This window comes from Streptomyces sp. DvalAA-43, from assembly GCF_900091725.1.
GTDB lineage: Bacteria > Actinomycetota > Actinomycetes > Streptomycetales > Streptomycetaceae > Streptomyces > Streptomyces pulveraceus.
The window spans coordinates 219,988-234,284 of sequence record NZ_FMBW01000043.1; the positions used below are offsets into that span (position 1 = coordinate 219,988).

The 14,297-nt window shown below is 70.9% G+C and carries 13 protein-coding genes; 5 read left to right on the forward strand and 8 right to left on the reverse strand.

Annotation, left to right across the window (positions count from 1 at the left end; all coding sequences use genetic code 11):
• The first annotated feature begins 113 nt into the window (after positions 1–113).
• Together GA0115234_RS15735 and GA0115234_RS15740 are read left to right on the forward strand one after the other, a co-directional pair.
• Complete coding sequence (locus GA0115234_RS15735) at positions 114–962, forward strand: (2Fe-2S)-binding protein (protein ID WP_093542054.1); 849 nt, start codon at positions 114–116, stop codon at positions 960–962.
• A gap of 191 nt (positions 963–1,153) precedes the next feature.
• A complete protein-coding gene (locus tag GA0115234_RS15740; protein WP_093542056.1) occupies positions 1,154–2,227 on the forward strand; it encodes a DUF2637 domain-containing protein in 1,074 nt (357 codons plus the stop codon).
• 44 nt (positions 2,228–2,271) lie between these two features.
• Here GA0115234_RS15740 and GA0115234_RS15745 read toward each other — a convergent pair whose 3' ends face one another.
• Entirely contained in the window at positions 2,272–2,634 is a 363-nt protein-coding gene (locus tag GA0115234_RS15745; protein ID WP_093542401.1) for an ATP-binding protein, read from the reverse strand.
• A 376-nt stretch (positions 2,635–3,010) separates the two neighbouring features.
• Between GA0115234_RS15745 and GA0115234_RS15750 the strand changes: the two genes are divergently transcribed.
• Together GA0115234_RS15750 and GA0115234_RS15755 are read left to right on the forward strand one after the other, a co-directional pair.
• Positions 3,011–3,433 (forward strand): ribonuclease, encoded by a 423-nt coding sequence (locus tag GA0115234_RS15750; RefSeq protein ID WP_093542058.1) that lies wholly within the window; start codon positions 3,011–3,013, stop codon positions 3,431–3,433.
• A gap of 110 nt (positions 3,434–3,543) precedes the next feature.
• Positions 3,544–3,933 carry a barstar family protein gene (locus tag GA0115234_RS15755; RefSeq protein WP_093542060.1) on the forward strand — a complete coding sequence of 130 codons (390 nt, stop codon included), beginning with the start codon at positions 3,544–3,546 and terminating at the stop codon, positions 3,931–3,933.
• A gap of 72 nt (positions 3,934–4,005) precedes the next feature.
• On the opposite strand, the gene GA0115234_RS15760 is transcribed toward GA0115234_RS15755, so the two are convergent.
• Positions 4,006–6,411: a M9 family metallopeptidase gene (locus tag GA0115234_RS15760; RefSeq protein ID WP_093542062.1), complete on the reverse strand. Its 2,406-nt coding sequence runs from the start codon at positions 6,409–6,411 to the stop codon at positions 4,006–4,008.
• 335 nt (positions 6,412–6,746) lie between these two features.
• Here GA0115234_RS15760 and GA0115234_RS15765 point away from each other — a divergent pair, with 335 nt between their 5' ends.
• The gene (locus GA0115234_RS15765; protein WP_256088727.1) at positions 6,747–8,219 is read left to right on the forward strand and encodes an aminopeptidase P family protein; all 1,473 of its coding nucleotides are present in this window, start codon (positions 6,747–6,749) and stop codon (positions 8,217–8,219) included.
• Positions 8,220–8,379: 160 nt separating this feature from the next.
• Here the strand turns inward: GA0115234_RS15765 and GA0115234_RS15770 are convergent, their stop codons facing one another.
• From GA0115234_RS15770 to GA0115234_RS15795, 6 genes are all read right to left on the reverse strand, one after another.
• Positions 8,380–9,108, reverse strand: a complete 729-nt coding sequence (locus GA0115234_RS15770; RefSeq protein WP_093542063.1) for a GntR family transcriptional regulator — start codon at positions 9,106–9,108, stop codon at positions 8,380–8,382.
• Between the two features lie 89 nt (positions 9,109–9,197).
• Positions 9,198–10,142: an ornithine cyclodeaminase family protein gene (locus GA0115234_RS15775; protein ID WP_256088728.1), complete on the reverse strand. Its 945-nt coding sequence runs from the start codon at positions 10,140–10,142 to the stop codon at positions 9,198–9,200.
• On the reverse strand, positions 10,139–11,140 hold the full coding sequence (locus GA0115234_RS15780) for a proline racemase family protein (RefSeq protein WP_093542065.1): 1,002 nt from the start codon (positions 11,138–11,140) through the stop codon (positions 10,139–10,141). The genes GA0115234_RS15775 and GA0115234_RS15780 overlap by 4 nt, the downstream gene beginning before the upstream one ends.
• 200 nt (positions 11,141–11,340) lie before the next feature.
• The gene (locus GA0115234_RS15785) at positions 11,341–12,249 is read right to left on the reverse strand and encodes a dihydrodipicolinate synthase family protein (protein WP_093542067.1); all 909 of its coding nucleotides are present in this window, start codon (positions 12,247–12,249) and stop codon (positions 11,341–11,343) included.
• Positions 12,250–12,386: 137 nt separating this feature from the next.
• Positions 12,387–13,907, reverse strand: a complete 1,521-nt coding sequence (locus GA0115234_RS15790) for an FAD/NAD(P)-dependent oxidoreductase (RefSeq protein ID WP_093542069.1) — start codon at positions 13,905–13,907, stop codon at positions 12,387–12,389.
• Positions 13,888–14,214 (reverse strand): (2Fe-2S)-binding protein, encoded by a 327-nt coding sequence (locus GA0115234_RS15795; protein WP_093542071.1) that lies wholly within the window; start codon positions 14,212–14,214, stop codon positions 13,888–13,890. Before GA0115234_RS15795 ends, GA0115234_RS15790 begins: the two co-directional genes overlap by 20 nt.
• Positions 14,215–14,297: the final 83 nt, after the last annotated feature.

The window sequence follows — 14,297 nt, forward strand, 5'->3', positions numbered from 1 at the left end:
GCGTGCACCATGCCCCTTGTGCACGATAGGCGCAGGACGCTGCAGTTCAAACATCGATCCGGTCGGGTAAGGTAAGGCTAACCTGCAAACGGTCGCGATTCGGTGGTCCCTGCATGACACTCCCCGCCCTGCTTCCCGGCACCACGGCGTCCGCCGTGACGGACGCCTACGCACGCCTCGCCGAGGTCTTCCCGGGGCTGCGCGCACAGGTGCTGACGGACGGCGAGACCGCCCCGGACGGCGCCGGCTGGGTGGGTGCGCACGAGCTCGCGGCGGGGGGCGCGGCGCTCGACACCTTCCTCTCCTGGGACCACGCCCAGGTGGTACGGGACTACGGGCAGGAGCCCCGTCCGGACGTGGTCGCCAGCTTCGGACTGCACCGCTATGCCTGGCCCGCCTGCCTGCTGGTGACGGTGCCCTGGTTCCTGCACCGGCGGGTGCCCCGGATCCCCGTCGAGGACGTGACGTTCCAGCGGGCGCTGGGGCACCTGACCCTCCGGGTGCGGGAATTCGCCTGTCTGCCGGACGACCCGGCCGCCGTGCTGCCGGGCGCCCGCGTGGTGCCCGACGAGGCGGCGCTGCGGGCCGAGGTGCTCGCGGCGGTGGCCGACCACATCGGCCCGGTGCTCGACGGCTTCGGCCCCCGGATGCGGCGCCGCGGGCGTGCGCTGTGGGGCATGGCTACGGACGAGGTCGTCGAGGGGCTCTGGTACATCGCCCATCTGCTCGGCGAGGAGCGGCGGGCCATGGCCGAGCTGGAGGCGCTCCTGCCGGGCACCACGAAGCCGTACGTCGGCACCGCGGGCTTCCGTGAACTGACCGGGCCGAACGGCGAGACGCTGCCCACCCGCGACCGGGCGAGCTGCTGTCTCTTCTACACTCTGCGCCCCGAGGACACCTGCGTCACCTGCCCGCGTACCTGTGATGCCGACCGGGTACGGAAGCTGACGCCCGCTCACTGATCAACACCGCCCGAGCGAGTAGTACAATTCGAACGCAACTCATCGGCCGCGTGCGGGCATTCGAGCTGATGCCGGTCATCCGTACGCCGTGCCGACCCAATGGCGTTCTCTTGCCCCGAAACCCCCTGTGCATGATGGGGTTTCGGCAATCATGGCGCCCGAAATGCCCTACGCAATGCAAGGGACCGCGCATGAGACTGACCGACATATCGCTGAATTGGCTGCTTCCGGGCGCCGTGCTGCTCGTGGGAGTCCTGGCGGCGGTGGCGGTGGTCGCACGCGGCAAGCGCGCCGCCGACACATCCCCGGCCGACGACAGCTGGGAACGCAGCGAGGAGCGCCGCAGACGTAAGGAGACCCTGTACGCCAGCGCCTCCTATGTGCTGCTGTTCTGCTGTGCGGCGGTCGCCGCCGCACTCTCCTTCCACGGGCTCGTCGGCTTCGGCGAGCAGAACCTCGGCCTCTCCGGGGGCTGGGAGTACCTCGTCCCCTTCGGCCTCGACGGCGCGGCCATGTTCTGTTCCGTACTCGCGGTGCGCGAGGCCAGCCACGGTGACGCGGCGCTGGGCTCGCGTCTGCTCGTGTGGACGTTCGCCGGTGCCGCCGCCTGGTTCAACTGGGTGCACGCGCCGCGCGGCATCGACCACGCGGGCGCCCCGCACTTCTTCGCGGGGATGTCGCTCTCGGCGGCCGTGCTCTTCGACCGGGCACTGAAGCAGACCCGCCGGGCCGCGCTGCGCGAGCAGGGCCTGGTGCCCCGCCCGCTGCCGCAGATCCGGATCGTGCGGTGGCTGCGTGCTCCCCGGGAGACCTTCGGCGCCTGGTCGCTGATGCTGCTGGAAGGCGTACGCACGCTGGACGAGGCGGTCGAGGAAGTACGTGAGGACAGGCGGGAGAAGGAGCAGAACCGCCTGCGCAGGAAGGACCAGGAGAAGCTGGACCGGGCCCACATCAAGGCGCTGAACCGGCAGAACCGGGCCTGGCGCCGGGTCGGCCGAGGCGGCACCCAGGTGGACGTCCAGGCCATCGCCCCCGCGGCGGGCTCCACACAGTCCGTCGTGGAGCCCGCCATATCCGAGCCGGGACAACTGCCGTTGCGCCCCCGGCCATCCCTGCAAGCCGTGACGGGTCCGAGCGCCGCCTCGGAGCGGAGCCCGGATGATCCCGTCACCGTCGACCTCACCGCGGAGGACGACACCCAGGCGCTGCCCCGGCTCGATTCGCTGGAGCGGAAGCTGAAGGATCTGGAGCAGCAGTTCGGCTGATCCGCAGTTCACTTGGCCCTGACGGGCCGGCCCCGGCCGGCCCGTCAGGGCCTTTCGCCGTCCAGCTCGAACCAGACGACCTTGCCCAGCGCGTGGGCACCGACCCCCCAGGCGTCGGCGAGGCTCTGCACCAGGAACAGCCCCCGGCCATGCGTACCGTCGTCGGCGTTCGGTACGTACGGCAGGGGCAGTCCGGGCACGAAGTCCCGTACCTCCACCCGCAGGGCGGTGGGCGCCACGCTCACCGTGACGACCGCGCCGTGTCCCGTGTGGATCAGCGCGTTGGTCACCAGCTCGCTGAGCAGGAGCTCGGCCACCTGGGCAGGCTCCTCCCGCCATCGGTAGCGCAGGAACTCCCGTAACGCCGAACGCACTTCGCCCACGGCCGCCAGATCGGCATGGGCCAGTCTGCGACGCAGCCGGACCGGCTGCCGCCCCTTCGCCCCCGGCTCGTGCGAGGCTCCGCCCCCCATGGAATCGGCATCTCCCTGACGCTCCATCGTCTCCCCCGCCCGCACAGTTCATCGCCCCCTGCTCGTCGTCCGGTCTCCCGTGGTGTCCGCTTCTCGTCGAGCTCCTCCGCGGAACGTGTTCACCGGATGCATGCCCCGCAGACGAGCCGCCACGCTTGTCGACTCATCAATAAGTGAACAGAGGTCCGGAACCGGTCCGGGGACCGCCGGACACACGCACGACACATTTCCTTCCCCCGGGTTAACTTCCAAAAAATTCACATCGGTTGACGTTGACGGGACCGTGTCTACGCGCGTCATCATGGTGGCTATGCGAATCCCCCCACGGATCACCACGCTCGGTGGCGCAGCCGCCCTCCTGTCCGTCCTCCTCGTCGGCGCCCCGGCCTCCGCGGCCTCCGCCACGACCAACTCCACCGCCTCCGCCTCCGCCGTCTCCTTCACCTCGGTCGGCAGCGTCTGCTACTCGGCGCTGCCCTCCCAGGCGCACGACACCCTCCACCTGATCGATGTCGGCGGCCCGTTCCCGTACTCGCAGGACGGCGTCGTCTTCCAGAACCGTGAAGGCGTCCTGCCCAGCCAGAGCACCGGCTACTACCACGAGTACACGGTCATCACCCCCGGCTCCCCGACCCGCGGTGCGCGACGGATCGTCACCGGCGAGAAGGCGCAGGAGGACTACTACACCGGCGACCACTACGCCACCTTCGACCTGATCGACCAGGGCTGCTGAAGCCCGGACCCTCCGGACCGATCCGCGCCGCAGCCCCCCACCTGCGGCGCGGATCACGGACCGGGGACAGCCGGCGGAGCCGTACGCTCCGCGGCTTGTACGCTCCCCCCATGACCGTGACCTATGTGATCGACGGCTCCCGGGTCACCGGCCTGGAGCGGTTCTGGGAAGTGATCGGCGAGGCCGTGAACGGACCGGGCGGCTATTTCGGCCGCAACCTCGACGCCCTCGCGGACTGTCTCGGCGGCGGGATGGGCACCCCGGACGACGGCGATTTCGCCTGGGAATGGCGGGACCACACCGTCTCCACACGGGCCCTGGGCCACGAGGAGACGGCCCGCTGGCTGCGGCAGAGCCTGGACCGGGTGGATCCCACCAACCGGGCGGCGGTCCGACAGCGGCTGGACGAGGCCCTGGCCGGACGGGGCCCGACACTCTTCGAGCTGATCGTGGAGATCCTGACGGACGGCACGCCGCCCGGCGGGCTGCGGCTGCGGTGAACCGATGAGGTTCGGCAGGGCCGGCCCGCGGAAGGGGCTCCCCTCCACAGGCCGGCCGTTGTCAGGTGGTGCTCAGTACTGGGTGGAGACGGACACACCGTCGAACTTCTCGACGCCGTGCAGGCTGATGAAGTGGTATCCGGGTTGCGGGTTGTCGATGGTCAGCGTGTGCGCGTTCCCGGCGCCGACGGCCCGGCTGGTGTAGGCGGAGGTGGTCGCCCAGCCGTTCGCGTTGTAGTAGAGGTCGGCGTCGCCCGTACCGCCCGACGTGGTGATCTTCAGCTGGGTGGTGCCCTCCGGAATGATCACGTACAGGTAGGCGTAGTCGCCCTTGACGGCCGCCAGCCCGCTGCGCTTGCAGTCCTTGCCCAGCTCCCGGGTGTCGCTCGCCGTGCACTCGGCCGCCGGGTCGGTGGGCGGGTTGGTGGTGTCGCTGCCGCAGCTGCCGGCCGCGCAGGCGGTCAGCCAGGTGTTCCAGTCGGCGTCGTACCGGCTGCCGATGGTCGAGGTGAGCAGGGTGCGGGCACCGTTCCAGTCACCCTTGCGGTAGAGGCCGAGGAGGGTGTCGACGTCCGAGCGGTGCGACTGGAGCATGTAACGGACCGCCAGGTAGCCCCAGTTGTACACGCGGGTCTGGTCGGCGTTGTCGTACGTGGTGTCGAACAGGGTCCGCAGGGTGTAGGTGTGGTTCGCCGCCTGGGCCACGGCGTCGTCGTAGGTGACCTTGCGGTACGAGTAGGAGACGTACTCCGCGAAGCCCTCGACCCACCAGACGGTCGGCGTGGTCATCCCGGCCTCGAAGTCCCCGTACATGTCGAAGCGGCCGTCGAGGTAGTGCGTGTACTCGTGGTTCAGGTTCCAGATCTGGAACTCGGGACGGACCCACTCGGCCTCGTAGGCGATGAAGCGGGGCTGGTTGCCGGCCGCCGCGGGGTCGCCCTCCAGGTACATGCCGCCGTTGTTGGTGTCGATGCCGTAGATCGCTCCGGCGTAGGTCTGGTAGTCGGCGCTGGAGTCGAAGACCACGACCTCGATGGTGTTGTTGCGGTCGTCGGCGACCGCGCCGTTGTCCCGGACCACCTCGTGGAAGTAGGCGTCCTGGTTGCGCAGACTGGTGCAGCTCGCGGCGAGGTCCTCGGTGGACATCTGCTGCGCCAGGATGTGGATGCTGTCGCTACAGGTGTAATTCACCGGCAGGACGGCGGCCTTGAGGCGCGTCGCGAGGTCGCAGGCGTTGTAGTACGAGCAGTTCGCCTTGTCGTAGGAGTCGACCATCTGTGCCAGGGCGACCCAGAGCGGGGCGGTGGGGCCGGTGATGGAGCTCTTGCCGAGCAGGTCGGCCGCGAGCGGGCTGGCCTTGGCGCGCAGGGACGTCTCCTGGAGGAAACGGCCGAGCTCAAGTCCCGCGTTGGAGGCCAGGAACGACTGCTTCGTACCCAGCAGGTCCAGGTGGTTCGCGGCGAAGTCGTGCAGCGCGTTCAGCACGCTGGGGTCGGCCTCGATCGCGCTGATGAACTCGGGCACCTGGTGGCCTCGGAACATCACCGTGTACACGCTGTTCACGGCATTGACCATGTACCAGGAGCTGTTGTACGAGGAGTTGTAGTCGGCCAGCAACCGCTTGACGACGGACAGATAGCGGGCGTTCTGCACGGCGCTGTCGATCAGGATGACGGCCTCGGAAAGGGTCTCGCCGTTGGCGTCGGTGACGTCGAAGGCGTGCGAGGAGCCGAAGAACGCGTCGAGTCCGCCCTGGATGGCCGTGGTCAGCTGCTGCCCGTACTCCCCCACGGTGCCGGGGTCGTAGTACTGCACGTAGTAACCGGCCCGGAGGAAGAGGACCAGCTGGGGCATGCCGGTGCTGCTGTCGCCGGGATAGGAGGCCGATCCGTCGCGCAGGGCGTTGGCGATGGTGACCATCTGCTCTTCCCGGAAGGCGAGATAGCCGTCGTTGCCCTTCACGTTGAACAGGGTGTTGACGCAGTCGGTGGTCGATGACTTGACCTGCTCGACCAGGGCACTGCCGGTACGGCTGGTGAAGTCGGAGACATTGCACGCGGCGGCGGTGCCGGCCATCCCCTTGGCCTTGGCCTTGGCGCGGGCTCCGGCCTTCATCGAGGGAGCCAGGTGGCTCGGGAGCGCGGCGCCGGGGTCGTCGTAATCCCGCTTGAGCGCGTCCTTGGACGCGGACAGCGGCGGCCGGTCGGCGGCCTTGAGGGCCGTACGGCCGGCATGGGCGGCGTCGCCGGTGGGTGCGGTCAGCGCCTGGGCGGAGGGACCGCCCGGGTCTGCGGATCCCCTCTCCTCGCGCGCCGATGCGGCGTCGGCGTTGCGGGCATGGCCCGCCGCCGCGGCCGAGGTGCCGGGGCGCTGCCCCACGGCCTGGCTCGGTGCGGTGAACAGGCCAACGCCCAGGCATGCTGCCAGGACCACAGTGGACAGTCCGGTGAATCTCTGTCGAACCGTTCGGTTCTTCACGTGCCGCCTCCCAGCGGAGTGGTGGCCGCGCAACGAGGCGCGGCTGTGGGGGAATGCGCGGGGGCGGTGCCAGTCCGGGTCCGACCGCTCTGACGTTGTGTCATGAGCACGGCTCCTCCCTCTGCGCGCTGTACAATGGCACATGTCACATGTCCTTAGGAAGCCCTCTCACGCACATTCATCTGCGCGACAACTTCCTTTTTCCGTACGGAATTTGGGATACGGCTCACGCACGCCGGTCGCCATCACCGCGTTTTCGGTCGCCGGACCACCGCGTCCCGACAGAGCCCGGAGCCCCGCGCCGGGCACCTACCGAGCCCCGAGGAGCAAGGCCCGTGCCCCACTACCCCTCCGCGCCCCGTACCGGCAGCCACGACCTGCCGGTGTCATCCGCCCTGGACACCTTCATGCGTACGGCATGGACGGACACCCCCCTGCCGACCGACGCCCGCGCCCCCTCCTACGACGCCACCCCCGCCCGCCGCGCCCGGCTCGCCGCCCGCTTCCCCGGCGAGCGCCTGGTCATTCCGGCCGGGGCACTCGCCGTCCGCTCCAACGACACCGACCACCGGTTCCGGCCGCACACCGGCTACGCCTGGCTCACCGGCCTGACCGGCGAGGACCAAGCCGGTCACGTACTCGTCCTGGAACCGGACGGTGACGAACGGCACGAAGCGGTGCTGTATCTGCGGCCCCGGTCACCGCGCACCGGTCAGGAGTTCTACCGTGACCGCAGATACGGGGAGTTCCGGGTCGGGCGCAGGCCCGACCTGGCGGAGGCCGCCCGGCTGACCGGCATCCGCTGCGCCCGTCTGGACGCCTGGGAGAAGCTGCTCACCGGGCCGCAGCCGCCGGTCAGGTTCCTGAGCGGCGTGGACCCGTCCGTCGACGAACTCCTGCGCTGTCGAAGCACGTTCCCGCTCGGGCGCTCGGCGCCGGCCGGGCTCGAAGCGGTCCTCAGCGAGCTCCGGCTCGTCAAGGACCCCTGGGAAGTCGGGCAGTTGCAGCAGGCCGTCGACGCGACGACAGCGGGCTTCGAGGACGTGGTCCGAAGCCTGCCGCAGGCACTGCGGCACCCGCGCGGCGAGCGCTGGATCGAGGGCGTCTTCGATCTGCGGGCCCGGCTGGAGGGGAACGGTCCGGGCTACTCCACGATCGCCGCGGCCGGGGCACACGCCTGTGTTCTGCACTGGATCCGCAACGACGGACCGCTGGAACGCGACCAGTTGCTGCTTCTGGACGCCGGAGTGGAGACCGACACGCTCTACACCGCCGACATCACCCGCACCCTGCCTCTGTCCGGCCGTTTCTCCCCTGTGCAGCGCACCGTCTACGAGCTGGTGCTCGCCGCGCAGGACGCGGGCATCGCGGCCCTGCGCCCGGGGGCGCGCTTCCGTGACTTCCATCTGGCGGCCATGCGGGTCATCGCCGAAGGTCTGCACGAGTGGGGCGTGCTGCGGATGTCCGCGGACGAGGCACTCGACCCGGACAACGGCCTCTACCGCCGGTACACGCTGTGCAGCAGTGGCCACATGCTCGGCATGGACGTGCACGACTGTGCGCAGGCACGGGCCAATTCCTATCTGGACGGGCGTCTGGAACCGGGTCAGGTGCTGACCGTGGAACCCGGGCTCTACCTCCAGCCCGACGACGGAACACTGCCGCGGTCGCTGCGCGGGATCGGGGTGCGGATCGAGGACGACCTCGTGATCACGGCCGACGGGGCCCGCCTCATGTCGTCGGCGCTGCCGCGCACCGCCGACGGCATCGAGGAGTGGATGGGCTCGCTGCTGGAGAGCCGGGCCTGACGACCGGCCCCGCCGCCGGTGCCGGCGGTGGGGCCGGCGGTGGGGGCGGGGGTGTGGCCGGTGCCGGCGGTTGGGCAGCCGGCGAGGGTGTGGACTGAAGCAGGGGGGCAGAGGGCGGGGGTGGTGGGGCTGAAGCAGGGACAGCAGGGCCGACGGCGGGTCAGGCCTCCGTGACCGGGAGCGAGACCCTTCTGATCTGCCTGCCACCTGCGCCCGTGTCGTTGGGTTCCTCCTCGGCCCAGAGGTTCCTGACATGTGACATATGAGCCAGCATGCACCTCTCGGCGCGCTCCGCGTTCCCGGCGATCAGGAGGTCGAGCAGTTGGCCGTGCTCCTCGGCCGACTGGACCAACAGCCCGGTTTCGGCGAGCCGGTTCAGCCCGAAGAGCCGTGATCGCTTGCGCAGATTGCTGACCTCCTCCACCAGGCGGCGGTTTCCGGCCAGGCCCAGCAGTTCGAGGTGGAAGCGGCGGTCGGCCTCCAGGTAGCCGATGATGTCGTGCTCGGCGGCGGCCGCGACGATCGCCTGGGCGAGCGGCCGCAGCGCCTCCAGCTCCTTGGTCCGGCCCATCCGGGCGATGCGGCCGACGGTGGGGACCTCGATCATGACCCGCAGCTCGGTGAAGTCGTCGAGGTCCTGTTCGGTCAACTCCGTTATCCGGAAACCCTTGTTGCGCACGGCTTCCACCAGGCCCTCGCGGGCCAGGTCGAGCATGGCCTCGCGGACCGGGGTGGCGGACACCCCGAAGTCGGCGGCGAGAGCGGGCGCTGAGTAGATCACGCCCGGACGGAGGTCCCCCGCGATGAGGGCCGCCCTGAGGGCGTTTGCCACCCGGTCACGCAAGTGCTCCTGCGCGGAGATGGCGTTGAGCGTCGTCAGGCGGGCCATATTCTGTTCCTCCAGCGCCGTACGGGGCCTCAGAATACAATGTCACGTTTCCATCAGGGCCCATCGTTCCGGAGCTGTGGACAACTCGCTCACGACACGGTATTCCGGTGCACCGCCGCGGCGACGGCGAGATCCTCCCAGCCCATTCCGACGCTTTTGAAGAACCGGGGTCCCGCGAATCCGGCCGGCTCTCCGCCGGGGCCGCGACCGGTCACCAGCTCGGCGAGGTTGGCGTCGATGTCCTCGGCCCCGAAAGCTCCCTCCGCCATCGGGATCAGCAGATCGCCCGCCTCCGACAGCGCCGCCGCCCGCGATTCGACGACCACGGCGGAGCGTGCGACCAGCTGGGTGTCGACCTCCCGGGCATCGCGGGTGTGCGAGCCGACCGCGACGACCGTCGCCCCGTCAGGTACCAGGGCACCGTCGAACAACGGGGTGGCGGACGTGGTGCAGCAGAGCACCAGATCGGCCGTGGCGACCTCACCGGCGCCCCGGGCCCGCCCCGTGCGGGCATCCACTCCGAGCCGGCGGGCGTGCTCGGCCAGCGCCTCGGCCCGGTCCTGGTTCCGGCCGATCACGGTGACCCGTTCGACGTGACGTTCCGCGAGCACCGCGGCGAGGTGCCCGTACGCCTGGGGACCCGTTCCGAAGAGCACCAGATGGCGCACGACGGGCCCGGTGAGGTGGCGGATCGCCAGTGCGGACACGGCCGGTGTGCGCAGGGTGGTGAGCGCGGCCCCGTCCAGCAGGGCGATCGGCACCAGTGTCGGGGCGTCGAGCAGCAGATAGCTGCCGGTGATCCGGGGCAGGCCGCGCGCCGGATTGGCCGGGGCGACCCCGGCGATCTTCACTCCGGTCACCTGCCCCGTGCTGGCGGGCATGATCAGCAGCTCCCCGCCGGGCACGTCGACATGGTGCCGGGCCGGTGCCGTCTCCGGATCGAGTCCCCCGCTCAGCGCCGCCTCCAGCGCGTCCACGGCTCCGGTCGGTCCCAGGGCCGCGATGTCGTCAACGCCGAGCAGGGGAAGCTTCACAGCAGGAATCCTTCGGGGAAGGGATCGGACGGGTTCAGGAAGAATTGTGCGGTACCGGTGATCCAGGCACGGCCGGTGATGGTGGGGACGACGGCCGGCAGCCCGCCCACGGTGGTCTCCCGGACCAGACGTCCGGTGAACGAGGTTCCGATGAACGATTCGTTCACGAAGTCGGTTTCCAGGGGGAGTTCACCGCGGGCGTGCAGTTGGGCCATGCGGGCCGAGGTGCCCGTCCCGCACGGCGATCGGTCGAACCAGCCCGGATGGATGGCCATCGCGTGCCGGGAGTGGCGGGCGTCGGACCCGGGCGCGATGCACTGCACGTGCTTGAGGCCGTGGATGGCCGGGTCCTCGGGGTGTACGGGGCGGTCGGTGGAGTTGACCGCGTCCATCAGGGCGAGCCCGGCGGCCAGGATGTCGTCCTTGCGCGCCCGGTCGAAGGGCAGCCCCAGGTCGGACAGCTGGACCATCGCGTAGAAGTTCCCGCCGTAGGCGAGGTCGTAGCGCAGCGTCCCGTAGCCGGGTACGTCCACCGTCCGGTCGAGCGCGACGCTGAACGCCGGAACGTTGGTGAACGTCACCGCGGTGGCCGCGCCGTCCTTCACCTGGACGTCGACGCTGACGAGTCCGGCCGGGGTGTCCAGCCGTACGGTGGTGACGGGTTCGGTGACCTCTACCATGCCGGTCTCCACCAGAACGGTCGCCACCCCGATGGTGCCGTGTCCGCACATCGGCAGCAGGCCGGAGACCTCGATGTAGAGGACGCCGTAATCCGCGTCCGGCCGGGTGGACGGCTGGAGGATCGCGCCGCTCATGGCGGCGTGGCCGCGCGGTTCGTACATGAGCAGGGTGCGTACGGCGTCCCGGTGCTCCTGGAAGTAGGTGCGCCGTTCAGCCATCGTGGCACCGGGGATGGTGCCGACGCCGCCGGTGATGACGCGGGTGGGCATGCCTTCGGTGTGTGAGTCGACGGCGTGGAAGATGTGACGTGTCTGCAAGGCTCCCCCTGGCTGGTCACGACGGACACGAAGAACACGGGAACGGACGGGCGGGGCCGGGCCGGTCGCGGACCTGGCGCGGGCCGGCGGACCGGTCACGGACCCGGGCATGGACTGGTGCGGACCGGGCACTGGCCTGGCGCGGACCGGGCACGGACCTGGCGCGGCTCCGTCCGGGTGTGCGAGACCGGGCAGGGCCCTCAGCTCAGGCCCCCCGCGAGTGCCTTCTCCGTCGCGGCGCGGATGGCGGCCACGTCGTCGGCGGGAAGGGGGAACCGCGGCGGACGAGTGGGGCCGCCGTGGCGTCCGACGACGTCCATGGACGCCTTGATGGCCTGGACGAACTCCGGCTTGGAGTCCCATCGCAGCAGCGGGTGCAGCTCCCGGTAGAGCGGCAGGGCGGTTGCCATGTCACCGGTGACAGCGGCCCGGTACAGCTCGACGCAGCAGGACGGCAGCATGTTCGGGCACCCCGCGATCCATCCGACGGCACCGGCGAGTGCCAGTTCCAGCAGTACGTCGTCGGCGCCGATCAGCAGGTCGAGGCCGGGCGCCTGTTCGGCGATCTCGTAGGCTCTGCGGACGTCGCCGCTGAACTCCTTGACCGCCACGATGCTGCCCTCCTGGTGAAGGCGAGCGAGCAGTTCCGGTGCCAGATCCACCTTGGTGTCGAACGGGTTGTTGTACGCGACGACCGGCACCCCGACCTCGGCCACCTCGGCGTAGTGGGCACGCACCGCCGCCTCCTCGCAGCGGTACCCGTTGGGCGGCAGGAGCAGTACGGAGCCGGCACCGGCCTCGGCGGCCCGTTCCGCCCAGCGCCGTGATTCCGCGCTGCCGTAGGCGGAGACGCCCGGCATCACGCGGCTGCCGTCGCCCGCGGCCTCGACGGCGACCCGCACCACCTGGTCGCGCTCGTCGTCGGTCAGGGTCTGGTACTCGCCCAGCGAGCCGTTGGGCACCACGCCGTCGCAGCCCGCCTCGATGAGCTGGCGCACATGGGTGGCGTAGGCGTCGTAGTCGATGGTGCGGTCCTCACGCAGGGTGACGGGCGTGGCGACCATGACCCCGTGCCAGGGGCGGGTGCGCGGGAGGGTGTTCGTCTGCATCGTGGCTCCTTAGAGAGGTGTGACATGTCACGGTGTGGTGGAAACATGGGTCAGTGGTGGGCGGACGCGGTGTTCCGGGGCGCTGGGGTCCGTCGCGGCGGCCCGACGGGATGCGAGGACGGGACCGGCCACCGGTTCTAGCCGGGGCCGTCCAGGTCGGCGAGTGTGGAGAGCTTCACGGGGCAGGCCAGCGGGCGCCGGTCGGGTCCGCCCGGCTCCTGCCCCGTGCCGTGCGCGGTGGCAAGTTCACGTACGGCGAATCCGCACGTCCGGCCCTGGCACCATCCCATTCCGGCCCGGGTGAGCAGTTTGACGGTCCTGGTGTCACCCGCGCCCAGTTCCTCGCAGGCCGTGCGGATCCGGCCCGCGGTGACCTCTTCGCAACGGCAGACCTCCGTATCGCCGGTCAGCCACTCGCTCCACCCGGCCCCCGGCCGGTGCACGGTCCCCATCAGTGCGGCGAAGGCCCGCAGCCGGTTCCGGGAGCGCCCCAGCGCGATCGCTCGGCGCGCCTCCTGCCCGCGCACCCCGCCCCGCACCTCACGGATGATCGACAGTGCGGCCAGCTCGCCTTCGCACAGGGCCAGTTCGACACCGCCGACGCCGCCGGACTCACCGGCCGCCCAGACGCCGGGGACGGTGGTGCCGAGTCGCGCGTCGAGGACGACCGCGTGCGTGCCGTCGAGGCCCGGACGCGTAACGCACCCGGCGGCCAGGGCGAGTTCCAGCTGCGGCACGAGTCCGTGTCCCACGGCGAGCGCGTCGCAGGCGATCCGGCGGCCGGTTCCCGCGACGGGGCGCCACCGGTGGTCCACCCGGCTGACGGTCACCGCCTCCACCCGTTCGTCGCCGTGCACCTCGGTGACCGCCCGATGAGTCAGCACCCGGACCCGGGCGCGGGCCAGCGCCGCCCCGAACCGGGCGCCTTCCACCGCCTTGCCTGGGTTGCCGGCCAGCACCCGGGGAGCGCGGGCGTACGCCCCGTAACCGGCGGCTTCGACCAGCGCCGGAACGCGGGCCCCCGCACGCGTCAGCGAGACGGCGACGGCCTGGAGGAGCGGCCCGCTCCCCGCGACCACGATCCGGCGGCCCGGCAGCACCAGCCCGGACTTGAGCATGGCCTGGGCCCCCGCCGCGCTCACCACCCCGGGAAGTGTCCAGCCCGGGAAGGGCAGTTGACGCTCATGAGCACCCGTCGCCAGGACCATACGGCGGGCCCGTACGGCGGTACGGGTCTCCTGGTCGCCGCCGGTCACGGCGTGCAGGATCCAGTCCCCGTCACCGGTTCGTTCGACCGTCCACACCTGGTGACCTGCGAGATGGCGGATCGCGCCGCTGTCGCGGTGCGCGGCGAGGCGGGCGGAGAGTTCGGTGAAGGTGTGCCAGTGGTGGTGGAGCCGGCCGGGCCGGGTCGCGCCGAGTCCGTCGGCCGGGCTGCGGTAGTACTGCCCGCCGGGTGCGTCGGCCGCGTCCAGCAGAACGACGTCGAGCCCGTGGTCGGCGGCGGTGACGGCCGCGGCCAGACCCGCCGGCCCCGCGCCCACCACGGCGACCTCGGCGAACTCCGGGACCTCGGCGACCTCGGCGACCTGATCGACCTGGCCGACCTCGGCGCGGCCGGTCTCCCGCGCCCCGGGCTCATCCGTCGAGTGCGGCATGCCCGTCGCCCTCCTGGGTGGTGATGGTGTCGCCCGGTCTCGCGGGCAGCAGGCACGCGCGCTGGTTGGGGCGGCCGTTGACGGTGGCCAGGCAGTCGTAGCAGGCGCCGATGCCGCAGAAGGCGCCCCGCGGCCGGCCGTGGACCCGGGTGGTGCGCCAGGACAGGATGCCCGCCGACCAGAGTGCGGCGGCGATGGTCTGGCCGGGCAGTACGGGGACCGGACGGCCGTCGAAGCTCAGCTGGAACTCCGGTCCGGGCTCGGATCCGACGAGCTCGGCCGGGGTTCGCGCACGGGTACGTCTCACTGGGGCCTCTCCTGGGGCTTCTCCTGCGTCCTCACTGGGGCCTTTCCTGCGTTCTTCACTGGGGCCTCTCCTGGGGCACGGGT